This is a genomic window from Methylobacterium sp. GXS13, from assembly GCF_001455965.1.
GTDB lineage: Bacteria > Pseudomonadota > Alphaproteobacteria > Rhizobiales > Beijerinckiaceae > Methylobacterium.
The window spans coordinates 18,464-42,388 of the sequence record NZ_LKKO01000034.1; the positions used below are offsets into that span (position 1 = coordinate 18,464).

Annotated in this window: 21 protein-coding genes; 14 read left to right on the forward strand and 7 right to left on the reverse strand. The window is 70.4% G+C overall.

The annotated features are described in order from the left end of the window. Positions 1-22: 22 nt before the first annotated feature. The gene (locus AO398_RS12525) at positions 23-1,417 is read right to left on the reverse strand and encodes an MdtA/MuxA family multidrug efflux RND transporter periplasmic adaptor subunit (protein WP_058192373.1); all 1,395 of its coding nucleotides are present in this window, start codon (positions 1,415-1,417) and stop codon (positions 23-25) included. A 211-nt stretch (positions 1,418-1,628) separates the two neighbouring features. Further along, a complete protein-coding gene (locus AO398_RS12530; RefSeq protein ID WP_058192374.1) occupies positions 1,629-1,808 on the reverse strand; it encodes a hypothetical protein in 180 nt (59 codons plus the stop codon). 334 nt (positions 1,809-2,142) lie between these two features. Between AO398_RS12530 and AO398_RS12535 the strand changes: the two genes are divergently transcribed. The 5 genes from AO398_RS12535 (at position 2,143) to AO398_RS12555 (ending at position 9,101) form a co-directional block, all read left to right on the forward strand. Then, positions 2,143-3,297 (forward strand): aminotransferase, encoded by a 1,155-nt coding sequence (locus AO398_RS12535; RefSeq protein WP_058192375.1) that lies wholly within the window; start codon positions 2,143-2,145, stop codon positions 3,295-3,297. 81 nt (positions 3,298-3,378) lie between these two features. Then, complete coding sequence (locus AO398_RS12540; protein WP_082643256.1) at positions 3,379-3,879, forward strand: DUF4112 domain-containing protein; 501 nt, start codon at positions 3,379-3,381, stop codon at positions 3,877-3,879. A 58-nt stretch (positions 3,880-3,937) separates the two neighbouring features. Further along, on the forward strand, positions 3,938-5,152 hold the full coding sequence (locus AO398_RS12545) for an ABC transporter permease (RefSeq protein WP_058192376.1): 1,215 nt from the start codon (positions 3,938-3,940) through the stop codon (positions 5,150-5,152). Positions 5,153-5,553: 401 nt separating this feature from the next. Further along, complete coding sequence (locus AO398_RS12550; RefSeq protein ID WP_058192377.1) at positions 5,554-6,096, forward strand: MucR family transcriptional regulator; 543 nt, start codon at positions 5,554-5,556, stop codon at positions 6,094-6,096. 221 nt (positions 6,097-6,317) lie between these two features. Then, a complete protein-coding gene (locus AO398_RS12555) occupies positions 6,318-9,101 on the forward strand; it encodes an EAL domain-containing protein (RefSeq protein WP_244498750.1) in 2,784 nt (927 codons plus the stop codon). 70 nt (positions 9,102-9,171) lie between these two features. On the opposite strand, the gene AO398_RS12560 is transcribed toward AO398_RS12555, so the two are convergent. Further along, the gene (locus AO398_RS12560; RefSeq protein WP_058192378.1) at positions 9,172-10,614 is read right to left on the reverse strand and encodes an FAD-linked oxidase C-terminal domain-containing protein; all 1,443 of its coding nucleotides are present in this window, start codon (positions 10,612-10,614) and stop codon (positions 9,172-9,174) included. A gap of 200 nt (positions 10,615-10,814) precedes the next feature. On the opposite strand from AO398_RS12560, the gene AO398_RS12565 reads away from it, so the two are divergent. Then, entirely contained in the window at positions 10,815-11,840 is a 1,026-nt protein-coding gene (locus AO398_RS12565) for a KpsF/GutQ family sugar-phosphate isomerase (protein ID WP_058192379.1), read from the forward strand. Positions 11,841-12,058: 218 nt separating this feature from the next. Here the strand turns inward: AO398_RS12565 and AO398_RS12570 are convergent, their stop codons facing one another. Together AO398_RS12570 and AO398_RS12575 are read right to left on the reverse strand one after the other, a co-directional pair. Then, a complete protein-coding gene (locus AO398_RS12570) occupies positions 12,059-12,847 on the reverse strand; it encodes an SHOCT domain-containing protein (protein ID WP_082643257.1) in 789 nt (262 codons plus the stop codon). A 78-nt stretch (positions 12,848-12,925) separates the two neighbouring features. Further along, a complete protein-coding gene (locus AO398_RS12575) occupies positions 12,926-13,525 on the reverse strand; it encodes a nitroreductase family protein (RefSeq protein WP_058192415.1) in 600 nt (199 codons plus the stop codon). Between the two features lie 140 nt (positions 13,526-13,665). On the opposite strand from AO398_RS12575, the gene AO398_RS12580 reads away from it, so the two are divergent. Beyond that, positions 13,666-14,379 (forward strand): hypothetical protein, encoded by a 714-nt coding sequence (locus AO398_RS12580; protein ID WP_058192380.1) that lies wholly within the window; start codon positions 13,666-13,668, stop codon positions 14,377-14,379. Next, positions 14,376-14,768 carry a DUF5615 family PIN-like protein gene (locus tag AO398_RS12585; RefSeq protein WP_058192381.1) on the forward strand — a complete coding sequence of 131 codons (393 nt, stop codon included), beginning with the start codon at positions 14,376-14,378 and terminating at the stop codon, positions 14,766-14,768. Before AO398_RS12580 ends, AO398_RS12585 begins: the two co-directional genes overlap by 4 nt. Before the next feature lie 30 nt (positions 14,769-14,798). On the opposite strand, the gene AO398_RS12590 is transcribed toward AO398_RS12585, so the two are convergent. Continuing rightward, a complete protein-coding gene (locus AO398_RS12590) occupies positions 14,799-15,866 on the reverse strand; it encodes a GSCFA domain-containing protein (RefSeq protein WP_058192382.1) in 1,068 nt (355 codons plus the stop codon). Positions 15,867-15,956: 90 nt separating this feature from the next. Here AO398_RS12590 and AO398_RS12595 point away from each other — a divergent pair, with 90 nt between their 5' ends. Continuing rightward, positions 15,957-16,991 carry a WcbI family polysaccharide biosynthesis putative acetyltransferase gene (locus tag AO398_RS12595; protein WP_244498751.1) on the forward strand — a complete coding sequence of 345 codons (1,035 nt, stop codon included), beginning with the start codon at positions 15,957-15,959 and terminating at the stop codon, positions 16,989-16,991. A gap of 11 nt (positions 16,992-17,002) precedes the next feature. Here the strand turns inward: AO398_RS12595 and AO398_RS12600 are convergent, their stop codons facing one another. Continuing rightward, positions 17,003-17,395 (reverse strand): response regulator, encoded by a 393-nt coding sequence (locus AO398_RS12600; RefSeq protein WP_058192384.1) that lies wholly within the window; start codon positions 17,393-17,395, stop codon positions 17,003-17,005. Positions 17,396-17,744: 349 nt separating this feature from the next. Between AO398_RS12600 and pal the strand changes: the two genes are divergently transcribed. The 5 genes from pal (at position 17,745) to AO398_RS12625 (ending at position 23,909) form a co-directional block, all read left to right on the forward strand. Beyond that, entirely contained in the window at positions 17,745-18,239 is a 495-nt protein-coding gene (gene pal / locus AO398_RS12605; protein ID WP_058192385.1) for a peptidoglycan-associated lipoprotein Pal, read from the forward strand. Positions 18,240-18,412: 173 nt separating this feature from the next. After that, entirely contained in the window at positions 18,413-19,414 is a 1,002-nt protein-coding gene (gene ybgF, locus AO398_RS12610) for a tol-pal system protein YbgF (protein WP_058192386.1), read from the forward strand. Positions 19,415-19,520: 106 nt separating this feature from the next. Beyond that, entirely contained in the window at positions 19,521-20,531 is a 1,011-nt protein-coding gene (gene tilS, locus AO398_RS12615) for a tRNA lysidine(34) synthetase TilS (protein WP_058192387.1), read from the forward strand. 147 nt (positions 20,532-20,678) lie between these two features. Continuing rightward, a complete protein-coding gene (gene ftsH / locus AO398_RS12620) occupies positions 20,679-22,601 on the forward strand; it encodes an ATP-dependent zinc metalloprotease FtsH (RefSeq protein ID WP_058192388.1) in 1,923 nt (640 codons plus the stop codon). Between the two features lie 561 nt (positions 22,602-23,162). Continuing rightward, positions 23,163-23,909, forward strand: coding sequence for a sulfite exporter TauE/SafE family protein (locus tag AO398_RS12625; protein WP_058192389.1), 747 nt, complete (start codon positions 23,163-23,165; stop codon positions 23,907-23,909). Positions 23,910-23,925 lie beyond the last annotated feature (16 nt).

Here is a 23,925-nt window from a genome sequence, read left to right on the forward strand (position 1 = left end):
GGCAGGCGCACCATGGCCGGGCTCACTGTGCCGACCGGCGCCCGTGCCGGCGGCCGCCCTCCGGCGCTGCCGGGGTGGCGGTCTCGGCCGCCCCGTCCGGTCCGGCGGCCGGCTTCCCGCCGGGCTTGTCGCCCGCCCCGGTGACCGCGCCGGTCGCGCCCGCCGCCTGGGCGCCATCCGTGATCCGGACCTCGGCGCCGTCCTTCAGCCGGTCGGTGCCGTCGGTGACGATCCGGTCGCCCGGCTTCAGGCCGGAGACCACGACGGTGTTGGTCCCGTCGGTCTCGCCGGTCTTGATCGGCCGGACCGTGACCTTGCTGTCCCCGTCCATCAGATAGACGTAGGTGCCGGGGGTCCCCTGGAGCAGGCCGGAATTCGGCACCAGGGCCGCGCCCCGCACCGTGTCGACGGTCAGCTTGGCGTTGACGAACTGGTTCGGAAACAGCTCCTCGTCGGAATTGTCGAACAGGGCGCGCAGCTTCACCGTGCCGGTGGTCGTGTCGATCTGGTTGTCGACCGTATCCAGGGTGCCGATTGCGATCTGGTGGGCGTCGCCGCGGTCGTAGGCGCGCACGGCGAGCTTGGCGCCGGCCCGGACCTGGCGCATCACCCGGGCGACGTCGTCCTCCGGCAGGGTGAAGATCACCGAGATCGGATGGAGCTGGGTCACCACCACGATCGCCGTGGAGGCGGCCGAGATGTAGTTGCCCTGGTCGACCTGGCGCAGGCCGACCCGCCCGTCCACCGGCGACGTGATGTGGGTGTAGGCGATGTTGAGCTTCTGCTGGTCGACCAGCGCCTGGTCGGCCGCCACCGTGCCCTCGTTCTGCTTGACCAGGGCGCCCTGCGTGTCGACGTTCTGCTTGGAGATCGAGTCCTGCCGGTTCAGGGTCTGGTAGCGCTGCAGGTCGAGCTTCGAGTTCTGCAGCAGTGCCTGGTCGCGGGCGAGCTGGCCCTGGTACTGGGCGAGGAGCGCCTCGTAGGGCCGGGAATCGATTAGGGCGAGCTCGTCGCCGGCCTTGACGGTCTGGCCCTCGCGGAACTTCACCGCCATCAGGTAGCCGCTGATCTGCGACTTCACCGTCACGGTGGCGAGCGGCGTCACGGTGCCGAGGCCCTGGAGCACCACCGGCATGTCGCCGGTCGTCACGGTGGCGATGCCCACCGCCTGCGCCATGTCCCCGCCGCCGTGCCGCCCGCCGCGGCCGCCGCCCTTGTGGGCCGTGGCCAGCTCGGCGCCCTTGCCGGTGCGCGCCTCGTACCAGCGATGGCCGATCGCCCCGGCGCCCGCCAGAAGGGCCAGGATCACGAGCCAGCGGATCGGCCGGAAGCGCCGCGTGCGAACCTCGCGGGCCGGCGCCTCGCCGGGCTGGTAGGCGCGGGCCGTGTCGGTGCGGATCGGGGAACTCTCGTTCATGCCTGACTAGAGCACATGCCGGACGCCTGCGCGATCGGCGGTACCCTATCCCTCGCTGTGCACGCCCCCATGGCGCATGTTCCGGCCGCCTACGCTTCGGCGGCCCGGACGGTCGCATCGGCCTATGCGGTGATATGGGCCGGACGGCGTCCGGCGGCTGCGGCATATTCCATCGCCGGGGCGTATCGGATGCCCGGCCAATGTGCCGTCACTAGGGCGCCGAGGTTTCAGCCGTGTTGCTGGGGTCCGCCGCGGAGGGATCCGGTGTCGCATAGGCCTGCAGCACCGCCCGGGTGGGCGCGTCCACGGGCGCGACCGGCAGGCCGAGCCGGAGGGCGAGACCCAGGCCGGCGATCAGCGCGGCGAGGAGGAGGCAGCGTGGTGTCCGCATGATCGCATCCGTCGAGCGCGGCACGCTAGCAGAGGGGCCGGCACCCGGCATGCGAAAAGGGCCACCGATCCGGGGATCGATGGCCCTTCGAAGAGGACCGGAGCGGCATCCCGCTGACGGAGCGAGGGGGCAAAGCCCCGCCGGCAAGAGCGCCGCTCCAGCCGTGAGACGAACCTACGATACGACTGATGAATGTCAACATTCGTCAGCGGTCCCATCCGCCGGGATGGCGAGGGTCTGTGCGGCCGCGCACATTCCGTACGCCGCCGACCCCATGCTACATCCCGGCCATGCTCCCCTCGTCTGCTGCGCCGGAAGCGGCGTCCCGCCCCGCATGAATCCGGTCTTCGCCGCCCTGCCGACAACGGTGTTCGAGACCATGTCGCGGCTCGCCCCCACCCATGACGCGGTCAATCTCGGGCAGGGCTTTCCCGACGATGCGGGCCCCGCGGATGTGCGCGCGCGCGGTGCCGAAGCGCTGCGCGACGGCTGGAACCAGTACCCGCCGATGATGGGGCTGCCGGCCCTGCGCGAGGCCGTGGCCGCCCATTACGCCCGGCACCAGGGCCTCGCCCTCGATCCCGAGACCGAGGTGATGGTGACCTCCGGCGCCACCGAGGCCCTGGCCGGCGCCCTGCTGGCGCTGATCGAGCCCGGCGACGAGGTTGTGCTGTTCGCACCCATGTACGACGCCTACCTGCCGCTGGTGCAGCGGGCCGGCGGCGTGCCGCGGATCGTGACCCTGCAACCGCCGTTCTTCCGGCTCGAGGAGGCGGCGCTCGCCGCCGCGTTCGGCCCGCGGACCAAGGCCGTGCTGCTGAACAACCCCCTCAACCCGAGCGCGACCCTGTTCGCGGCGGACGACCTGGCGCTGCTCGCCCGGTACTGCACACGCTTCGACGTCACCGCGATCTGCGACGAGGTCTGGGAGCACGTGGTCTTCGACGGCGCCCGCCACCAGCCGCTGATGGCGCTGCCGGGCATGCGGGAGCGGACGGTCAAGATCGGTTCGGCGGGCAAGATCTTTTCGCTCACGGGCTGGAAGGTCGGGTTCGTGATGGCCGATGCCCGGCTGATGCGGGTACTGGCCAAGGCCCACCAGTTCCTCACCTTCACCACGCCGCCCAACCTCCAGGACGCGGTGGCCTATGGCCTCGCCAAGCCGGAGCCATGGTTCGACTCCATGCGGGCGGGCTATGCGGCATCCCGGGACCGACTGGCCGCGGGCCTGCGTGATCTCGGCTTCCGGGTCCTGCCGGCGCAGGCGACGTGGTTCCTCAACATCGACATTGCGGGCCTCGGCTACGCCGACGACGTGGCCTTCTGCGAGGCCCTGGTCACCCGCCACGGCGTCGCGGCGATCCCGGTGAGCGCGTTCTACCCGGACGGCTCCGTGCGCAGCCTCGTGCGCCTGTGCTTCGCCAAGGCCGATGCCACCCTGGACACGGCCCTGGAGCGGATGCGGGGCATCGGCGGGGGTGCGGCATGATGGTCGCAGGCGCCCGCCTTGCGGGGATCCGGCCGGAGGGCCACGTCGTTGACGCTGATGGCTCTCCGACGGATCCCCGCGATGGATTTCACTCAGGCTTCCCGACAGGCTTCCGGGACCGGACCCTTCGCCGGCACCAAGGCCTTCGCGGGTGCGGCGTCGACGCGCCTCCCGCCGTTCCTGTCGACGGATCTGGACCGGGAGGCGAGCCTCGCCCGGCTGGAAACGCTGGCCCACTTCATGGACACGGCCTTCGTGATCCCGGGGATCAACCGGCGGATCGGGTTCGACGCGCTGATCGGCCTCGTGCCGGTGATCGGCGACGCGGCCGGCATGGTGATCTCCTCGTTCATCGTCTACGAGGCCAAGCGCCTGGGCGCGCCCCGCTGGCTGGTGGCTCGGATGGGGCTGAACGTCGCCTTCGACGGCCTGCTCGGCGTGGTGCCGCTGGCGGGCGACCTGTTCGATGCGGCCTTCAAGGCCAACCGCCGCAACGTCCGCCTGCTGCGGCGCTGGATGGAGCGCACCGGCGGGGTCCGCCCGAACGAGATCGAGGGCACCGCGATCCGCCTCGACGCCTGATCGTTCTCCGGGCGTCGCGGGCGGAACAGGCCAGTCCAGTTCGACAAGGGCCGCGGCCATGAATGAGATCGCGCGCCCCGGCGAGAGCGAGGTCGTCCCGGCACCGATGCCGGGTGCACAGCCGATCGTCCTGCGGCCCGACGAGGCCGTCCCCACCCCGGCGCCGGTTGCGAGCGGTCGTGGCTGGCTATCGCCGATCAACCGGCGCCGGCTCGACAATTTCCGGCGCAACCGCCTCGGCTTCGGCTCGTTCCTGATCTTCGCGACGCTGTTCATCCTCAGCCTGTTCGCCGAGTTCATCGCCAACGACCGCCCGCTCCTCCTGTCCTACAAGGGCGAGTGGCTGGTCCCGGTGCTGGTCGACTACCCGGAGGAGAAGTTCGGCGGCTTCCTGGCGGTGACGGATTTCCGCTCGCCCGAGATCCGCAAGGAGATCGCCGAGAACGGCTGGGCGGTCTGGCCACCGATCCGGTTCTCCTACGACACGATCAACGAGGACCTGCCGACGCCCTCGCCGTCGCCGCCGACCTGGATGCTGTCGGACGCCCAGTGCAAGCCGGTGGCGGAAAAACTCGGCGGCACGACCTGCGCCGACATCCCCTGGCACTGGCTCGGCACCGACAACACCACCCGGGACGTGCTGGCGCGGGTGATCTACGGCTTCCGCATCTCGGTGCTGTTCGGGCTGATCCTGGCCGCGGTCTCCTCGGCGATCGGGGTCGTGGCCGGCGCCGTGCAGGGCTATTTCGGCGGCTGGGTCGATCTCGCCTTCCAGCGGTTCATCGAGGTCTGGGGCGGCATCCCGACCCTCTACCTGATCATCATCATCTCGGCCTTCATCGCCCCCGGCTTCTTCGTCCTGCTCGGGATCATGCTGCTGTTCTCGTGGGTCGCGCTGGTCAGCGTCGTGCGCGCCGAGTTCCTGCGGGCGCGGAACTTCGAATACGTCCGGGCCGCCCGCGCGCTCGGCCTCTCGAACCTGCGGATCATGACGGTTCACCTGCTGCCCAACGCCATGGTGGCGACGCTGACCTTCCTGCCGTTCATCCTCAACGGCTCGATCACCACCCTGACCTCCCTGGACTTCCTGGGCTTCGGCCTGCCGCCGGGCTCGCCCTCCCTCGGGGAGCTGCTGGCACAGGGCAAGGATAACCTGACGGCACCGTGGCTCGGGCTCACCGGTTTCCTGGTCATCGCCGTGATGCTGAGCCTGCTGGTCTTTGCTGGCGAAGCAGTTCGCGACGCCTTTGATCCGCGCAAATCCTTCGCCTGAGGCCGGACTCGGCGCCCATACGCTGCCGGAACCCACAGCCGATCGGCGCGTCAGCAAAAATATTTTGCGTCTTCACGGCAAGACCGATCAGGCGGCGGGAAAGACGCGCCAAGACCGCCTGAGGCGATCGCTCATCTAGGCCGTAACGGTCTCTCGCGCCAACGAAAACCCGGTTTCGGGCTTGCGTCAGCATTCGTCGCACCAGCGAGGATAAAGGGCGGGGTAAGTGTGGTGAAAACCCTGCCAATGCAACTTCAACCTGTAACCGTGGGCGGTCGATGCAGACCTGAACTTTCAAGCGATCACAAGGAATTGTATGGGTCACCTTGCTTTTTTCAGCGACTGTCTTAACTCGCAGTAAGAGGCTACCTCGACGAGCGTCAAACCCAGGGAAAGTGAGAATGTCTGAAGAAGCGTCGGCATCCCAAGTGCACTATATCGAACGGACCGTGGACGTCGTCGCGGCCTATGTCGCCAACAACTCCCTGCCCCCCACCGAATTGCCGTCGCTCATCGCGAGCATCCACGAGGCGCTGAATTCGATCGCCGCCGGACCTTCCACCGCCGCTGAAGACACTGTCGATCGGCCGACCCCGGCCCAGATCCGCAAGTCGATCCGTCCGGATGGCCTGGTCAGCTTCATCGACGGCAAGTCGTATAAGACGCTGAAGCGCCACCTGACCAAGCACGGCCTCGACCCGCAGGCCTACCGCGAGCGTTACGGCCTGCCGGCGGATTATCCGACGACCTCGGCGAACTATTCGGCGCAGCGCTCGGCCCTGGCCAAGAGCCTCGGCCTCGGCCAGCCCGGCCGGTCTCAGCAGGTTGAGCAGGAGCCGGACGACGAAGTGGAGCCGACACCCGCTCCCGCGCGTGGCCGCCGCAAGGCCGAGGCCGCCTCAGCCAAGGGCCGCGCCAGCCGCAAGACCGTCGAGGCCGCCTGAGAGGCGCCGCTGCATCTCCCTCCGTACCGCCACGGGGGGAGGGAGATGTGGCGTGGCCGGCCGGAGCGATCCCTGCCGTATCGCGGGCCGGTACTTCTGTCGGCGTAAAACCCACACGCAATACGATTGTTGTATCACCCGCCAGTCTAAGCGATCGACACGATAACTCATTAACGGAGCTACTATAGCGCTGTTATAGAGTGTCGTTCGAGCATGTTCTGGTGGGTTTGAAGTCAATCATCCCGTTCGGCGCTTGGGCGGTCCGGCGCAGCTGGCGGCCCGCGCGCGACTTGCGGGCCTGGCTGGCCCTCGGCCTCGCGCTGGCCATCACGGCCTCGGCCGCCCTGTTCATCGTCCATCTGGAAACGCGTGCGGTCGACGACAACGAGCGCAGCCTCGGCGGATTGTCCACGATCCTGGCGGACCAGGCGGACCGGTCCCTGCAGGCGATCGAGCTGGTCCAGAACGCCGTCCTGGCCGAGTTCCGCACGGCGGGAATCGCGACACCCGAGCAGTACGCCGAGGCCGCCTCCCGGCCGTCCATGCACACGGCCCTGAAGACCTGGATCGCGGCATTGCCGCAGGCGAACGCGATCACGCTCATCGACCGGACCGGACAGCTGCTCAATTTCAGCCGCTACTGGCCGATCCCGACCGTCAACATCTCAGATCGGGACTACTTCAAGGCGCTCTCCGCCGACCCGGACCTGCAGCGCTACGTCGGCCGGCCGGTGGCGAACCGGGGCGACGGCGCCTGGACGATCTACATCGCCCGGAAGGTCGCAGCCCCGGACGGCACGTTCCTCGGCCTGATCCTGGGTGCGGTGGAACTCGGCTATTTCGAGGGTCTGTACGACCAGACCTCGCCGGCGGACGATGCGGTCGTGTCCCTGTTCCGCAACGACGGCATGCTGCTGGTCCGGCATCCGCGGCGTGAGGGGGCGGTCGGCCGGATCTTCCCTCAGGCCGGCGCGTCCCTGATCACGGCGCGCACCGCCCTCGGGGGCGTCACGCGCACCGTCAGCCCGATCGACGGCCAGGACCGCCTGATCGCCGCCCACGCCCTGAAGAATTACCCGCTCGTCCTCAGCGTCAGCCGCACCGCGGAGGCCAGCCTGGCGGCCGCGCACCAGCAGGCCACCATCGTCGGCGCGGCGGCGATCCTGCTGGATCTCGGCCTGTTCGGGCTGGTCCTGCTCGGGCGGCGGCAGGCCCGGGCGCAGGACCGGCTCGCCCAATCCGAAGCGGCCCGGGCCGGGGCCGAGGCGCGCGAGCGCGGCGAGCGGGCGCTGCGGGTCCAGGATGCCCGGTTCGGCATCGCCCTCGACAACCTGGTCCAGGGCCTGTGCCTGTTCGATCGGGACGGCGCGCTCATCGTCATGAACGCGCGCTACGCGCAGATGTACGCGGTCCCGGAGGCCCTGCGGCGGCCCGGGACCGCGCTGCCCGCCCTCCTCGCTCATCTGGGGAACCGGGAGCGCGGCCTCGGATCCGCGGCCGCCGCGGCTCTGGTGGCGGCCTGCGAGCGCACCGCCGCGCAGGGCCACGGGGTCTCGTTGACCTGCGATTTCGCCGACGGGCGGGCGGTCGACGTGGTCCACGCCCCGATCCCCGGCGGCGGCTGGCTCTGCACCCACGAGGACGTCACCGAGCGGCGCCGGAGCGAGGCCCGGGTCGCCCACATGGCCCGGCACGACGCGCTCACCGGCCTGCCGAACCGCCTGGTCCTGAAGGAGCGTATGGACGCGGCCCTCGCCCGCTGCGATGCGCGCACACCCGCCACGGTGCTGTGCCTCGATCTCGACGGGTTCAAGACCGTCAACGACACCCACGGCCATCCGGTCGGCGACGCGCTGCTCTGCGCCGTGGCGGCCCGGTTCGCCGCCACGGTGGCGGCCGACGACCTCGTGGCTCGGCTCGGCGGCGACGAGTTCGCCATCGTCTTAGGGGGCGCCACCCAGCCGGCGGACGCGGCGCGCCTGGCCCGGTGCCTGGTCGCGGCGCTCGAGATGCCCGTGACGGTGAACGGCCACAGCCTCGCGATCGGCACCAGCATCGGCATCGCGAGCGCCGACGACGCCTCCGGCACCGCGGCCACGCTCCTGCGGCAGGCCGACATCGCCTTGTACCAGGCCAAGGCCGCCGGACGCGGTACGTGGCGCTTCTTCGATCCGGCCATGGATGTCGAGATCCAGCGCCGCCGGCAACTCGGGACCGATCTGCGCGGGGCATTGGCCGAGGGCCGGTTCGCCCTGCATTTCCAGCCGATCGTCGGGGCGCACGGCCAGGCCCTGCACGGTTTCGAGGCCCTGCCGCGCTGGCACCACCCGCAGCACGGCGATGTCGGCCCGGCGGAGTTCATCCCCCTGGCCGAAGAGGTCGGGCTGACCCGGGCGCTGGGCGCCTGGATCCTCGCCGCCGCCTGCCGGGCCGCCGCCTCCTGGCCGGATCCGATCCGGGTCTCGGTCAACCTGTCGCCCCAGTACTTTGCCGGGGATGGCCTCGAAGGCGATGTGCGGGCAGCCCTCGCCGAGAGCGGGCTGCCCCCGGACCGGCTCGAACTCGAGATCACCGAGTCGGTCCTGATGCAGGACAACGCCGCGAACCTGTCGCTCCTGCGGGCGCTGCGCGCCGCGGGCGTGCGGATCGCCATGGACGAGTTCGGGACCGGGTATTCGAGCCTCGGTACCCTGCACCGGTTCCCGTTCGACCGGCTCAAGATCGACCCGGGCTTCGTGCGCAGCCTCGCGCGCGACGGCGGCAGCGTCGAGATCCTGCGGGCCATGGTCTGGCTCGGCCGGGCGCTGAAGATCGACGTCCTGGCCGAGGGGGTCGAGACCCCCGAGCAGGCCCGGATCCTGCGCGAGGAAGGCTGCCACGAGCTGCAGGGCAACCTGTTCGGCCGCCCCACGGCGGTCGCCGACCTCGCCGCGATCCTCGCGTTGACGTCCGACAGCCTGCGCAAGCCCGAGGCCGGGCAGGCCCGCGACGGCGTGGCCGCCTGAGACGCCCGATGTCTCGGGGGCTCCGCCCCCGAACCCCGCCAAAGGGCCGAGCCCTTTGGGATCCCGGGACTTAGGCTGCCTTGGCTTCCAGCCGTCCCTCCAGGGGGAAGACCTTGGCGGGGTTGAGCATCCAGTCGGGGTCGAACACCGCCTTCACCCGCATCTGCTGCTCCAGATCGGTCTGGGTGTATTGGAAGCGCATCAGCTCGCGCTTCTCGATGCCGACGCCGTGCTCGCCGGTGAGGCAGCCGCCGACCTCGACGCAGAGCTTGAGGATCTCGTCGCCGGCCGCCTCGGCCTTCTGCAGCTCGCCCGGCTTGTTGATGTCGAACAGGATCAGCGGGTGCAGGTTGCCGTCGCCGGCATGGAACACGTTGGCGACCCGCAGGCCGTGGCCGGCGCAGATCGCCCCGATCCGCTCCAGCACCGGCCCGAGCTGGCCGGTGGGGATGGTGCCGTCCATGCAGATGTAGTCGGAGATCCGGCCTGTGGCCCCGAAGGCCGACTTGCGGCCCTTCCAGATCGCGGCCGATTCGGCTTCCGAGCGCGACACCCGCACGCTGGTCGGCCCAAAATCCTTGGCGATCGCCTCGATGCGCGCCAGCATCGCGTCGCACTCGGCATCCGAGCCCTCGACCTCGATGATCAGCATCGCCTCGGCATCGCGCGGGTAGCCGGCCTGGGCAAAGTCCTCGGTGATCAGGATCGCCTCGCGGTCCATGTACTCGATCGCCACCGGGATGATGCCGGCCGCGATGATCGCGGCGACGCAATCGCCCGCATCCTCGACCTTCGAGAAGCCGACCAGAACCGGCCGGGCGCCCTCGGCCGCCCGCAGGATCCGCACCGTGGCCTCGGTGACGATGCCGAGCTGGCCTTCCGATCCGCAGATGAGGCCCAGGAGATCGTAGCCGGGGCTGTCGAGATGCTGGCCGCCGACCTCCACCACGGTGCCGTCGTTGAGCACCAGGGTGACGCCCAGCAGGTTGTTCGTGGTCACCCCGTATTTCAGGCAATGGGCGCCGCCGGAATTCATCGCGATGTTGCCCGCGATCGTGCAGGCGAGCTGGCTCGACGGGTCGGGGGCGTAGAAGAAGCCTTCATGGGCCACGGCGCCCGAGATCGCCAGGTTCGTGAGCCCGCTCTGCACCCGGGCGGTGCGGTTCTCGAAATCGAGATCGAGCACCTGGGTCATCTTGCCGACGCCCAGGATGATCGCGTCGCCCTGCGCAATCGCTCCGCCGGCGAGCGACGTGCCGGCCCCCCGGGGCACCACCCGGACGCCCTGGGCGTGGCAATAGGCCATCACGGCCGCGACCTCTTCTGTGGTCGAGGGCAGCACCACGGCCAGCGGCATCTGCCGGTAGGCGGTGAGCCCGTCGGTCTCGAAGGCCCGGCGCTCGTCCTCGCTGGTCACCAGCGCCTCCGGGGCGACCAGAGGTGCGAGACCGGCCAGGATCGCCTCCCGCCGGGCGAGGATCTTGGGGTCGGGCTCGGGGAAGCGGATGGTCATGGGGCTCGGGCCCTTTTTTGGCTGGCGTGAAAGAAGCATGGACCCGCCGGAGCGGGCCTTCAACCGCCCGGCGGACAGAGAGGGGCGGCATGTCGTCCCGGCGTCACATTTCAACCATGACGGCTCCCTAGCGTCGCGAGCCTCGCTTCGCATCGCCGCTCGCGGCGCCGGATCCGCCCGACGGGTCCAGAACGGAACCGATGAACGCTCCCGCCTCCAGCGCCCTGCGCGACGATCTCTACGATTCGGCCTCCGTGCACCTCGCCAGCACCCGCGATGTTGGGATCCGCAGCCTGCAGCTGGGCATCGCCGCCCTGCAGGAGACCAGCGCGGCGTTCCAGGGCCGGCTCGGCGTGGCCTTCGAGGAGGCGGTGCAGACCATCCTGCAGAGCAAGGGCCGGGTGATCGTCAGCGGCATCGGCAAGAGCGGCCATATCGGCCGCAAGATCGCCGCGACCCTGGCCTCCACCGGCACCCACGCCTTCTTCGTCCACCCCACCGAGGCGAGCCACGGCGATCTCGGCATGATCGCCCGGGACGACGTGATCATCGCCCTGTCGTGGTCGGGTGAGACCGCGGAGCTGTCCGACCTCGTCGGCTTCAGCCGCCGCTTCTCGATTCCCCTGGTTGCCATCACCCGCAACGGCGCCAGCACGCTCGGCAAGGCCGCCGACGTGCTGCTGGAGCTGCCCCGGGTGCGCGAAGCCTGCCCGCACGACCTCGCCCCGACCTCCTCCAGCCTGATCCAGCTGGCGCTGGGCGACGCCCTGGCGGTGGCGCTCGTGGAGCGGCGCGGCTTCACCTCGGCGCGCTTCCACACACTTCATCCCGGCGGGACGCTGGCGGCCCGGCTCAAGACCGTGCAGCAGGTGATGCACGGCCCCCAGGACATGCCGCTGGTCTCCGACACCGCCCTGATGTCCGAGGTGCTGATCGAGATCGCCGCGCGCCGCTACGGCTGCGTCGGCGTCACCGACGCGGCCGGCCGTCTGGTCGGCATCGTCACGGACGGCGATCTGCGCCGCCATATGGGCCCGGAGATCCTCGATACCCCGGTCTCGGCGATCATGACCCGCGAGCCGATCACCGTGGAGCCGCACAAGCTCGCCCAGGCCGCCCTGGAGCTGATGAACCGCCGGCTGATCACCGCGGTCTTCGCGGTCACGGACGGCCGGCCGGTGGGCATCGTCCACGTCCACGACCTGCTGCGCGCCGGCATCGCCTGAGCGGTTGATGCCCCGCTGATCGCGAGCGAGGATCTTCCCATCCACCCCCCTCATCCTGAGGTGGCCGGCGATCGAAGATCGTCGGGCCTCGAAGGAGCCCTCCAGGGATCGTAGCGACTTCTGGAGGGCTCCTTCGAGGCCTCCGCTTCGCTTCGGCACCTCAGGATGAGGGGGATGGATGGGAGGCTCGATGGCCGATAAGCTTGCAGCCTGAAGACTTATAGCCGCGCCAGCAACTCCGCCTTCTTGTCCGAAAACTCCCGCTCGGTGAGCACGCCCCGTGCGTGTAGCTCCGCCAGCCGCTCGATCGTCGCCAGCACGTCGCCCGAGTGTGACGGCTCCGGCGTGGCTTTGCTCGGCTCAGGTGGCGCGGCCGGCGGTTCGGCCGGATCGACCTGCCGGGGCGCGGCCGTCTCCGCCTCGATCCGGCGCAGGCGGTCGAGAGCGACGACGCCCTGGGGGCCCGTGAAGTCGAGGCTGCCATTGGCCTGCGACACCCCCGAGATGTGGTGCTCGCCGGTATCGTAGAGCGCGATGCCGGAGCCGGACTGGATGGCGAGCCGCCGCGTGTCCGGGAAATAGGCGTAGCGCAGGCCGTTCTGCGCGCCGGTGCTCGCCGGAGCCCCGAGGCCGGCGGGCCACCATTCGCCCCCACCGCGCCGCGATGCGGGGCCGGTCTCCGAGAACCCACCCGCCGGCAGGGCCGCGGCGAGTTCGGTGCACAGGGCATCGACCCGCGCCTTCAGGCCGTCGTCGAACATCCGGCCAACCATCACCATGCCGCCGGAAAACCACTGGCCCATCCCGCCGAGATCGGGATGGTCGAACTGCGCCATCGTGCCGTGCCCGCGCTCCAGGGCGTGGACGAGGTGGCGCACCGCGTCGAGGCTGACCCCGTGGCGGTCGGCGACGCTGCGCAGGCCCGAGGCGTGGTCGAACCCGCCCTCATCCAGGAACGGATCGGGGGCGGCCGTTCCGCCGGGCGGGACCGAGGGTTTCGGGTCCATGGGCGAGTTCCGATCGGCGTGGGGCCATGTTGCGATGCCGACACAATCCCTGGTCGTACACCCCGGTTCCGGATCGCCTCAGGCGCCGGAGGGCGGGAACGGGCCGGCGATGACGAAGTCGGTGATCGGCCGGCGGCCGTTCGGGGCCTCGCGGGGCCGCTGCTCCTCGGTGAGCTCGGAATCCGGGACCTTGCGGCCCACCGCGAAGGCGGCCTCGATCCGGTGATTCGCGGGCAGGCGCAGGACCTCGGGGGCGCGGACATGATCGAACCCGACCATGCCGTGGGCGTGCCAGCCCTGGTGGATCGCCTGGAGCTGGAAGGCCAGCGACGCGCTGCCCGCGTCGAAGGAGTGGCTGTAGGACGGCTTTAAGTCGTCGCCGACCTTCATGAGCCCGTTCGAGACCAGGAACAGGATCGCGCCGGTGCCCGAGACCCATTTCTGGTTGCCGGGCACCAGCAGGCCGAAGAACGTGTCCCAGTTCGCGTCGCCCCGCAGCGCGTAGAGGAAGCGCCAGGGCTGCGAATTGTACGCCGACGGCGACCAGCGCGCCGCCTCGATCATCCGCAGCAGCTCGGCTTCGGGCAGCGCCTCGCCCGTGAAGGCGCGGGGCGAGTGCCGCGCCGCAAAAATCGGATCGATGGCGTGGTCGGGCTTGCGGGGCGGGGGCAGGCTCACGGGGATCGACTCCGGCACGGTTACGCTTCGGGGAGCGCGGACACTGCCCGAAATGCTTGGCCGGTGGCAAACCCGAACCGGGCGAGGCCCGCCCGCCATGCCCGTAGCGGAACGCCGCGCCGCGGGATACGCTCGCCGCAATGACGGCGCGCACCGACAGTCCCGCCTCTGAGGCGGCTCCGCTGGGGACCGGTTTCTACACCGTTCCTGAGGCTGCACGGCTGATTCGCCTGCCGGCCCGGACCATCACCCGCTGGCTCGGGGGCTATACGTTCACGTCCAGCGGCCGTCCGGGTCGGATGCCGCCGCTCTGGACTCCCGAATTGCCGGCGCACGATCACCGCCTGGAACTGGGTTTCCGCGATCTGATCGAGTTGCGCTTCGTCCAGGCGTTCGTGCGCGAGAACGTCGACCTGCGCGTGATCCGCCGCTGTCTCGAAGCGGCCCGCGCGGCCGTGCAGGATCCCCGGCCGTTCTCGACCCGCCGGTTCAAGACCGACGGGCGCACGATCTTCCTCGAGAGCCTGAAGGCCGACGGCGAGAGCGAGGTGATTGATCTGGCCCGCGGCCAATACGTCATCCGGGCGGTCCTGGAACAGACTTTCCGCGATCTCGATATCGAGGGCGACATCGTCGTCCGCTGGCGGCCGTTTCAGGGCCGTGATTCGATCGTCATCGATCCGCGGCGTGCCTTCGGCCAGCCGATCGCCGCCGTCTCCGGCGTGCCGACCGTGGCCCTGGCCGAGGCCGTGACGGCCGAGGGCTCTGCCGAGCGGGTCGCCCGCCTGTACGAGGTTCCCGTGGCCGTGGTCCGGGATGCCGTGCGGTTCGAAGCGTCCCTCCAGGCGGCGTGAAAGTCTTCGTTGACGAGAACCTTTCGCCCGCCCTGGCCCGGGCCCTGGCGGCCCTGTTCGCGGGTGAGCATCAGATCCTCCACATCCGCGAGCGCTACGGGCCCGGGGTGACGGACCTGCAATGGATCTCCGAGCTGAGCCGTGAGGGCGGCTGGGTGGTCATCTCAGGGGACCGCCGTATCCGCAGGAACAAGGCGGAATTCAACGCCTTCCGGGCGTCGCGGCTGACCGGCTTCTTTCTCTCGGCGGGTCTCTGCAAGGCGCCCCTGGTCAAGCAGGCCGAGCGCATCCTGGCCCTCTGGAGCGGGATCGAGACCTTCGCCGAGAGGGCCAAGCCCGGCTCGATGTTCGAGCTTCCGCTGACAAGCACGCGGATCGGCACCCTGTAGGCGCGCGACCCGCGTGCTCAGCGCGGTCGCTCACGCAACGCTGCGCTCGATCTCCTCCTCGTCGCAGATCACGCCGGCATTACCTTCGAACTCGGCAGCGAGGTCCACGGGGGCGTGGGTCGGCGCCGCGGCGGCGCGGTCGCGGGCGAAGGTCGAGAGGAACAGCCGCATCACGTGGCGCACGCCGGCGTCGTTGATGGTGCGCTGGTCCTCGTTGTAGTAGCGCCCCGCATTCACGTTGCTGGTGACGATGTCGTAGGCCGGGAAGTACACTGCCCGCGGATCGCCCCGGCGATCCACCTCGCCGGCGGCCACCCGCAGCACCGACTTGGAGTAGCTGTTCGACTCCATCACGTGCCGGTCCATGTAGGTGGCGATCATCGGCACCGGCGAGACCGTGAAGATCACCCGGGCCTTCGGGTTCACGCTCCAGAGCCGGTCCAGGAAGCCGTTGAGGTCGCCCAGCACCTCGCCCGCGCCGGCATTGACGCATTCGTAGAGCTCGGGGTCGAAGGTGCCGCCGGCGACCCCGGGGGCGAGCGGCAACGCCGCGCCGTCGCCCCGCCAGCGCCAGCCCTCGGTGAGGCCCAGAGTTAGCACGAACACGTCGAGGGTCTCGAACAGGCGGCGCACCTCGGCCAGATGCGCGTCGCGGGCGGCAACCACCTCGGCTTCGCTGGCAAAGCCCGCCGGCTCGACGGTGGGGCGGAACGGGTCGACGTAGCGGCCGTCGTCGCGCAGCCACGCCTTCAGCTCCGGCTCGAACGTTCCGTAGGCCCGGTCGAACAGCTGCACGAACTGGCGGGTATAATAGAGGTTGCCGTACCGGGCCGAGAAGGTGCCGAACTGGCGGGCATTGGCCTCCTCGGCGCTCATGCCGGGGGGCGGCGGCTCGGTCAGATAGTAGTTGAAGCCGGCGCCGCGCACCGCCTCGGCGACCCGCTGCGCGAAGCAGGACCCGCCCGTGGCGACCTTGTCGGTCGGCCCGATCGCGAACGTGTCCTTCGGGTGCGGGTTGACCGCGAAGGGCGGCACGTTGGTCACGACCTTGCGCCAGAATCGCTCGGCCGGTAGACCCGTATACGGATTCAACGCCATCTTCGAACCCTCTTCTTCACGACGGCAAGATCTTCACGACGGCGTGCGCCCTCGGGGATGCCGAGCCGTCCGCTGACACCGGCACGCGACGTGGCCCTGAACGATCTGCCCCGGCGCGCCCGCAGCGCGTTGTCCCTGTCGACCCCCAGTTGGGCGCCTACCTGGGCGACACCATGGCGGAACCGCGCACGCGCCGCCAGCACGCGCGACGGGCCGGCCATCGCGGTGCTGGGCAATTGCCAGGCCCGGGGCATCGCCCAGGCGATGCGCCTGCTCGCGCCCAAGAGCCCCGTGCGCTACCTGCCCATGGGCTCGCTCAAGCGCGACCACGGCCATGTCGACGGCCTGATCCGGACGCTGCGCTCCCACGACCACGTCTTCTCGCAGACCTTCCCGACCGGGCTGATCCCGGGGGGCGACATCGCGACCCTGCGGGCGGCCGACCCGCGGCTCAAGCTGTTCCCGTCGATCGTGTTCTCGGCCTTCCATCCGGACATGGTCTATGTCGGCCAGGCTTCGGACCTCGCCGCGCTGAAGCTGGCGCCCTCGCCGATGGGGCAGTACCACTCGGCGATCGCGCTCTGTGCCCATCGGCTCGGTCTCGATGCCCGGCGCACCGCCGGCCTGTTCCGCGAGGACGTGTTCCGGCGTCTCGGCTATCTCGACCATTGGGATCCGGCCGTGCACGAGCTGGTCGGGTCCGCCGCCGCTCTGGGCTTCGGACTGGACCGGGAGGTGACCCGCTGGGCGCGCCGGGGCGCCTTCATGCATGTGATGAACCACCCCAAGGCGTTCGTCATCGGGGACATCGCCCGGCGGCTGCTGGTGGAGAGCGGGCTCAAGCCGGAGCCGGTGGAGATCGAGGATTACCTCGGCGACGAGCTGGCCCAGGACGTGGTCTGGCCGCTCTACCCGCCGATCGCCGAGCATTTCGGGCTGACCGGCTCGTTCCTGTTCAAGATGAAGCCCCGGGGCGACGATTTTCCAAGGCTCTACGACCTGCCGGGCTTCATCGCGGCGAGTTTCTCCCTCTACGACGCGATGCCGGCCGGTGACCTCGCCTGCCAGCGGGTGGATGCGTGGCTCGCCGCGCCCGAGATCGTGGCCCTGTTCCGGGCCGGGTAACCGAGGCCGGCTCAGCCCGCTGCGCGAAGCGGGGCGTCGCTCAGGCCCTCGACCATCATCCGGACCAGCCGGTTGACCGCCTCCACCTGGAACGGCTTGCGCAGGAACAGGCTGCCCGGGACGCCTCGGCCACCGCTCGAATCGGTCGAGGTGTAGACCACCGGCCGGTCGGCATGGAGGGCCCGGAAGGCGTGGGCCACGGTCCAGCCGTCGATCAGCCCGGGCAGGTTGATGTCGGTGAACAGCCAGTCGATCTCATGGCCGCGCGCCCGCAGGAGCGTCAGCGCCGCCTCCCCGGTGGAGGCCTCGATCACCCGGATGCCCTGCGTCTCGCACAGGCTCGCGATGATCTCGAGGAGCAGGTAGCTATCCTCGACGATGAGGACGCACTGGGCGGGGCGCATGCTTTGAGGGTCCGGGGATCGATTGGGCAAATCAAGAACCCACAGGGTTGAGGATCTCTTAAAGTGGCCGCGAAAGCGGTATCGGGCCGTGTTGCCGCGCGGCAACCGGTGGGGCGGAAATGGCCTCGCTTGCGCCTCCGCCCCGGCGGTGCCGCAATCCGGGCGCGTCAGCATCCGCTTGCGTGCGGCAGCGCACGCTTCCGACCGGCGCGGGCTCGCAGGACGCGCCGCGGCGCCGGACGGAACCGTCGCTTAACCATCCGCGCCTATCACCGGTGCTCAAGACGACGCGGACCCGCCTCGAAGACCAGCAGCCGGCCTTCGGCACCGCTCGAGGAGTTGAACGATCATGCCCCAGCGTTTCCGCGCACTCGCCCTCAGCCTTTCTGTCTGCGCTGCCCTCGGGCTCGGCGCCTGCAGCAAGGACAAGGATCTCGCCGATGCCTCCGCGTTCGGGGCCGGCGCCGCGACCCCGGGCAGCGCGCAGGACTTCGTCGTCAATATCGGCGACCGGGTCTTCTTCGAATCGGATTCCACCGACCTGACGCCCACCGCCACCGCGATCCTCGACAAGCAGGCGGCCTGGTTGCAGCGCTACCCGCGCTACACCTTCATCATCGAGGGCCATGCCGACGAGCGTGGCACCCGCGAGTACAACTTCTCCCTGGGCGCCCGCCGGGCCCAGTCGGTCAACGACTACCTGGCCACGCGGGGCATCGGGGCGAACCGGATGCGCACCGTCTCCTACGGCAAGGAGCGGCCGGTGGCGGTGTGCAACGACATCTCGTGCTGGTCGCAGAACCGCCGCGCGGTGATCGTGCTCGACCGCGGCGCCGGGGCGTAAGTCTTCGCGGCTCCGGCACCAAGCCACGTCCGCCTGCCGGTTCCTTCGAAGAACCGGCAGGCATTGCCGCGAAGAATTGGCCGGCCGCGGCTCCGACCTCTCAGCGCCGCAGTTTTGCCGCGGACCGGCGCATCTGATAGGGCCTCGCGCTTCCATCGGACCGCAGCCGCATCATGCTCGCCCGCCTTCGCACCCGCCTCGCGCTCACCACGATCCTCGGGGGCCTGCTCCTCGGCCATCCGGCCGCCGCGCAGGACGCCTCGGAACTGGTGGTGCGCCTGGGGCGCATCGAGAACCAGTCCCGGATCATGGCCGGGCAGATCGAGACCCTCCAATACGAGAACCGGCAGCTGAAAGAGCAGCTGCGCAAGTTCCAGGAGGATGTCGAGTTCCGGCTGAACGAGGGCAAGGGCGGCGGCGGTAAGGCAGCGCCGTCGGCGGCGCCGGCCCCGGCGGGTGCGGTCAACGGCGGCAATCCGGGCACCGGGCGTCCGGGCAAGCGCGGCGATGCCTTCGATCCGTCCCAGGCCCCCGGCGCCCCCGGAGCGCCGATGCCGCTCGGCAGCACCCAGCCCTCCCCGCCGCTTCCCCCGCGGGAGGCCGCCGAGGCGGCCCCGGTCCGGCCGCAGGCTCTGCCCCGGGCTGCGATCGAGGACGAGGATCCGGATGCCGAGGGCGCGGCCCCCGGCTACGACGAGCCCGTGGACCTGCAGCCCCCGGCCCGCACCGGCGCGATCCCGGTCCCGGCACCGCGCCCGGCGGAGAGCGTCGCCGCCACCCGGACCGGCGATCCGGCCACCGATTACGAGGCCGCGGTCGAGCTCTACCGTTCCAAGCAGTTCGAGCAGGCCGAGATGGGCCTGCGCCAGTTCATCCAGTCGCATCCCCGCGACAACCGGGTCGCCGGCGCGACCTACTGGCTCGGTGAGAGCTATCTGGCCCGCGGCCGCAACCGCGAGGCGGCCGAGCAGTTCCTGAAGGTCTCGACCGATTACGCCCGCTCGTCGCAGGCGCCGGACGCGATGCTGAAGCTCGGCGTCACGCTCAACGCCCTCGGGGCCCGCGAGCAGGCCTGCGCGACCCTGGCCGAGCTGGACCGGAAATTCCCGAATGCCGGCACAGGCGTCCGCCAGGGCGTCGCCCGGGAGCAGAAGCGCGCCCGCTGCGCGGCCTGATCGGGGATCCCAAAGGGCCAGCCCTTTGGCGGGGTTCGGGGGCGGAGCCCCCGAGAGACCAGGGCTCTGCCCTGGACCCGCAAAAGGTCTCGGACCTTTTGAATCCATGATTGGTCTGCTGGACGATCCGGTTCCCCACGCCCTCGGGCCCTGGCTCGGCCGGTCCGACCGGAATGTGCTGCTCGCCGTCTCGGGCGGGCCCGATTCGAGCGCGCTGATGCACGCCGCCGCGGCGCTCGGTGCGGCCGTGCAGGTGGCTACCGTCGATCATGGCCTGCGTCCGGATTCCGGCCCGGAGGCCGAGGGCGTCGGGCAGGCGGCCCGGGCGCTCGGCCTACCGCATGCGGTCCTGACCTGGACGGGGCCGAAGCCCGGCACCGGCCTGCAGGATGCAGCCCGCGCCGCCCGCTACCGGTTGCTGGCCGCCCATGCCGAGGCGATCGGCGCCGGCCTCGTGCTCACCGGCCATACCCGGGACGACCAGGCCGAGACCGTGCTGATGCGGCTCGCCGCCGGCAGCGGTCCGGCCGGGCTCGCCGGCATGCGGACCGAGCGCCCCCTCGCCCCCGGCATCACCCTCGGGCGGCCCTTCCTGGCCCTGCCGAAGGCGATGCTGGTGGCCTGGTGCGAGACCCGGGGCATCGGGCATGTCCGCGACCCGGCCAATACCGATCCGCGCTTCGCCCGGGGCCGCCTGCGCGCCACCTGGGCGACCCTGGAACGCGAGGGCCTCAGCCCGGCGCGGCTCGCGCGCCTCGCGGAGCGGGCCGCCCGGGACGACGACGCCCTCCGGGTCGCGGCCGAGCAGGCCTTCGCGGCGGCCCTGCGCCCGGCAAAGAATACCGACGCCGCGGTGCTGCGCCTCGATGGCGCCGTGCTGGCGGCCCTGACGGCGGTGACCGCCCTGCGCTGCCTCGACGCCGCCCTGATCCGGGCCGGCGCCGGGCCGCGCCGCCTGGAGCGCCTGGAAGCCTTGGTGCTCGACGCGCTGCTGCCGGCCCTGCGCCGCCGGGAGCCGATCCGCCGCACTCTGGCGGGAATCCTGATCGCCGCCGATGCCGCCGGCACGGTGAGTCTGGCGCCGGCCCCGCCGCGCCGGCACCAAACCACCGATTGACGGATAGATGCTGCCCTCGCCGCAGGGGGGACCGGCTTACTTGGCAAGGCAGGCCCCCCCGCCTACATTGGCGAGGTGTGCACGGATGGACCGGCAAAGCCGCGCGATGTGTCCGTCTAGGGGGCCGCACGCACCAAGGATCGATCGATGAACCCGAATTTTCGCAACTTTGCCTTGTGGGTCGTCATCTTCCTGCTGGTGCTGGCCCTCGTCACCCTGTTCCAGAACCCGGGTCACCGGGGCGGCGGCAGCGAGATCGCCTACAGCCAGCTCCTCAACGACGCCGATGCCGGCAAGATCCAGTCGGTGGTGATTTCCGGGCAGGACGTGTCCGGCACCTATGTCGGCGGTGGCAACTTCACCAGCTACGCCCCCAACGACCCGAGCCTGGTCTCCAAGCTCCAGGGCAAGGGCGTGACGATCACGGCCCGCCCGCCGTCCGACAACACCCCCTGGTTCATCCAGCTTCTGGTGAGCTGGCTGCCGATCCTCGTCTTCATCGGCGCCTGGATCTTCCTGTCGCGCCAGATGCAGTCCGGCGCCGGCCGCGCCATGGGGTTCGGCAAGTCGAAGGCCAAGCTCCTGAACGAGGCCCATGGGCGCGTCTCCTTCGATGACGTCGCCGGCGTCGAGGAGGCCAAGGAAGACCTCCAGGAGATCGTGGAATTCCTCCGGGACCCGCAGAAGTTCCAGCGGCTCGGCGGCCGGATCCCGCGCGGCGTGCTGCTCGTCGGCCCGCCCGGCACCGGTAAGACCCTGATCGCCCGGGCGGTCGCGGGTGAGGCCAACGTGCCGTTCTTCACCATCTCGGGCTCTGACTTCGTCGAGATGTTCGTGGGCGTCGGCGCCAGCCGCGTGCGCGACATGTTCGAGCAGGCCAAGAAGAACGCGCCCTGCATTATCTTCATCGACGAGATCGACGCGGTCGCGCAGGATCGCGGCGCCGGCCTCGGCGGTGGCAACGACGAGCGCGAGCAGACCCTGAACCAGCTCCTCGTGGAGATGGACGGGTTCGAGGCCAACGAGGGCGTCATCATCATCGCGGCGACCAACCGCCCTGACGTGCTGGATCCGGCGCTGCTGCGCCCGGGCCGGTTCGACCGTCAGATCATGGTTCCGAACCCGGACGTCACCGGCCGCGAGCGCATCCTGCGGGTCCACGTCCGCAAGGTGCCGCTGGCTCCCGATGTCGACCTGAAGGTGATCGCCCGCGGCACCCCCGGCTTCTCGGGTGCGGACCTGATGAACCTCGTCAACGAATCCGCGCTGCTGGCCGCGCGTCGCGGCAAGCGCATCGTCACGATGCATGAGTTCGAGGACGCCAAGGACAAGGTCATGATGGGCGCCGAGCGGCGCACCCTGGTGATGACCGAGGACGAGAAGCGGCTCACCGCCTATCACGAGGGTGGCCACGCCATCGTGGCGTTCAACGTCCCGGCCACCGACCCGGTGCACAAGGCGACCATCATCCCGCGCGGCCGTGCTCTCGGCATGGTCATGCAGCTGCCCGAGCGCGACAAGCTCTCCATGAGCTTCGAGCAGATGACCTCGCGGCTGGCGATCATGATGGGCGGCCGCATCGCCGAGGAGATGACCTTCGGCCGGGACAAGGTGACCTCGGGCGCCCAGTCGGACATCGAGCAGGCGACCCGGCTGGCCAAGATGATGGTGACCCGCTGGGGCTTCTCGCCCGAGCTCGGCACCGTGGCCTACGGCGAGAACAACGACGAGGTCTTCCTCGGCATGTCGATGGGCCGGCAGCAATCGGTCTCCGAGTCGACCGCCCAGAAGATCGATGCCGAGGTTCGCCGCCTGGTCGAGACCGGTCTGGAGGAGGCCCGGCGCATCCTGGCCGAGCACAAGGACGATCTGGAGGCTCTGGCCCAGGGGCTGCTCGAATACGAGACGCTCTCGGGTGACGAGATCCGCAACCTCCTGAAGGGCCAGCCCCCAATCCGCGACGGCGGCGACGTGCCCCCGACCCCGGCCCGGGGCTCCTCGGTCCCCTCCGCCGGCCGCGGCCGCCCGAAGGAGAGCGACGGTGGCCTGGAGCCTCAGCCGCAGGCCTGAGCCGGAATGGAGTGATGAGAAGGGCGCCGCGAGGCGCCCTTTTTCGTTGGGTTTTGCGCCGGGCCTGTTTCGGGATGAACTGCGGCCACGTGCGCATCCCCCTCCCCCTTTGCGGGGGAGGGTGGCCCCTGCGTCAGTAGGGGTCGGGAGAGGGGAACCCGGCTTCCGAATGAAGCAGAGCAGGCGTGAGGGCGAGCACCCTATCCTGCACCGTTGCCCCCTCTCCCGACCCGGCCTGACGGCCGGCCCACCCTCCCCCGCAGAGGGGGGAGGGAGACGCGCGTGCGTCTGGCTGTCAGACTCGTTCAGCAGCGATGTGCCCGCATCGGTTTGCGAAAGCCGCCACGTGCCCCCTCTCCCGTGCGGGAGAGGGGACCCGCGCCACATCCGAGGATGTTGAAACCCGATAGCAGAGGGGGAGGGTGGGCGCGTCCTGCGCCGCCTCCCATGACAATCCACCCCGCCTGTCCGTGAACACCCCCCGGAAGCTTGGCCGGAGGCTCGGCTCGGGCGGGCGAATCGGAAAGACCGGGACGGGAACCTCTCCGAGCCGCGCACCCGATGGCCGCGTCCGTTTATCTCGTCGTCGGCCTTGGGGCCGCGGTCGCCGGGTTCGTGCAGGGGCTTTCGGGTTTCGCTTTCGGGCTGGTGGCCCTGTCGTTCTGGGCCTGGGTGATCGATCCGCAACTGGCCGCCGTCCTGGCGGTGGCCGGATCCCTGACCGGGCAGATCGTCGCCGCCGTCACCGTCCGCCGTGGATTCGACGGGGCCCGCCTCGCGCCGTTCGTGCTGGGCGGGCTGGCCGGCATTCCGCTGGGCGTGCTCCTGCTGCCGCACCTCGATGCCGACTGGTTCAAGCTGGTGCTCGGCACCCTGCTGGTGGTCTGGTGCCCGGCGATGCTGCTCGCCAAGGACCTGCCGCGGATCACCATGGGCGGGCGGCTGGCGGATGCCGCCGTCGGCATGAGCGGCGGCCTGCTCGGCGGGCTCGGCGGCTTCACCGGCACGCTGCCGACCCTGTGGTGCGTGCTGCGCGGCTATGAGCGCGACGTGCAGCGCACGATCATCCAGAACTTCAACCTGACCATGCTCGCCGTCACGATGCTGGTCTATCTCGGCTCCGGCCTCGTCACCCGGGCGGCGCTGCCGATGCTGGCCGTGGTGCTGCCTGCGATGCTGATCCCGGTCTTCCTGGGCACCCGGGTCTATGTGGGCTTGAGCGAGACGGCCTTCCGCCGGGTGGTGCTCGGCCTCCTGACGATCTCCGGGATCACGCTGCTGGCGGCCGCGCTCCCGCGTGTGCTGTAAGGCAACGCCCCATTTC

Bases quoted from the DNA above. Each gene is read 5' to 3' on its own strand.
- AO398_RS12525 (WP_058192373.1), bottom strand. From the start codon at position 1,417: ATGAACGAGAGTTCCCCGATCCGCACCGACACGGCCCGCGCCTACCAG.
- AO398_RS12530 (WP_058192374.1), bottom strand. From the start codon at position 1,808: ATGCGGACACCACGCTGCCTCCTCCTCGCCGCGCTGATCGCCGGCCTG.
- AO398_RS12535 (WP_058192375.1), top strand. From the start codon at position 2,143: ATGAATCCGGTCTTCGCCGCCCTGCCGACAACGGTGTTCGAGACCATG.
- AO398_RS12540 (WP_082643256.1), top strand. From the start codon at position 3,379: ATGGATTTCACTCAGGCTTCCCGACAGGCTTCCGGGACCGGACCCTTC.
- AO398_RS12545 (WP_058192376.1), top strand. From the start codon at position 3,938: ATGAATGAGATCGCGCGCCCCGGCGAGAGCGAGGTCGTCCCGGCACCG.
- AO398_RS12550 (WP_058192377.1), top strand. From the start codon at position 5,554: ATGTCTGAAGAAGCGTCGGCATCCCAAGTGCACTATATCGAACGGACC.
- AO398_RS12560 (WP_058192378.1), bottom strand. From the start codon at position 10,614: ATGACCATCCGCTTCCCCGAGCCCGACCCCAAGATCCTCGCCCGGCGG.
- AO398_RS12565 (WP_058192379.1), top strand. From the start codon at position 10,815: ATGAACGCTCCCGCCTCCAGCGCCCTGCGCGACGATCTCTACGATTCG.
- AO398_RS12570 (WP_082643257.1), bottom strand. From the start codon at position 12,847: ATGGACCCGAAACCCTCGGTCCCGCCCGGCGGAACGGCCGCCCCCGAT.
- AO398_RS12580 (WP_058192380.1), top strand. From the start codon at position 13,666: ATGACGGCGCGCACCGACAGTCCCGCCTCTGAGGCGGCTCCGCTGGGG.
- AO398_RS12590 (WP_058192382.1), bottom strand. From the start codon at position 15,866: ATGGCGTTGAATCCGTATACGGGTCTACCGGCCGAGCGATTCTGGCGC.
- AO398_RS12600 (WP_058192384.1), bottom strand. From the start codon at position 17,395: ATGCGCCCCGCCCAGTGCGTCCTCATCGTCGAGGATAGCTACCTGCTC.
- pal (WP_058192385.1), top strand. From the start codon at position 17,745: ATGCCCCAGCGTTTCCGCGCACTCGCCCTCAGCCTTTCTGTCTGCGCT.
- ybgF (WP_058192386.1), top strand. From the start codon at position 18,413: ATGCTCGCCCGCCTTCGCACCCGCCTCGCGCTCACCACGATCCTCGGG.
- tilS (WP_058192387.1), top strand. From the start codon at position 19,521: ATGATTGGTCTGCTGGACGATCCGGTTCCCCACGCCCTCGGGCCCTGG.
- ftsH (WP_058192388.1), top strand. From the start codon at position 20,679: ATGAACCCGAATTTTCGCAACTTTGCCTTGTGGGTCGTCATCTTCCTG.
- AO398_RS12625 (WP_058192389.1), top strand. From the start codon at position 23,163: ATGGCCGCGTCCGTTTATCTCGTCGTCGGCCTTGGGGCCGCGGTCGCC.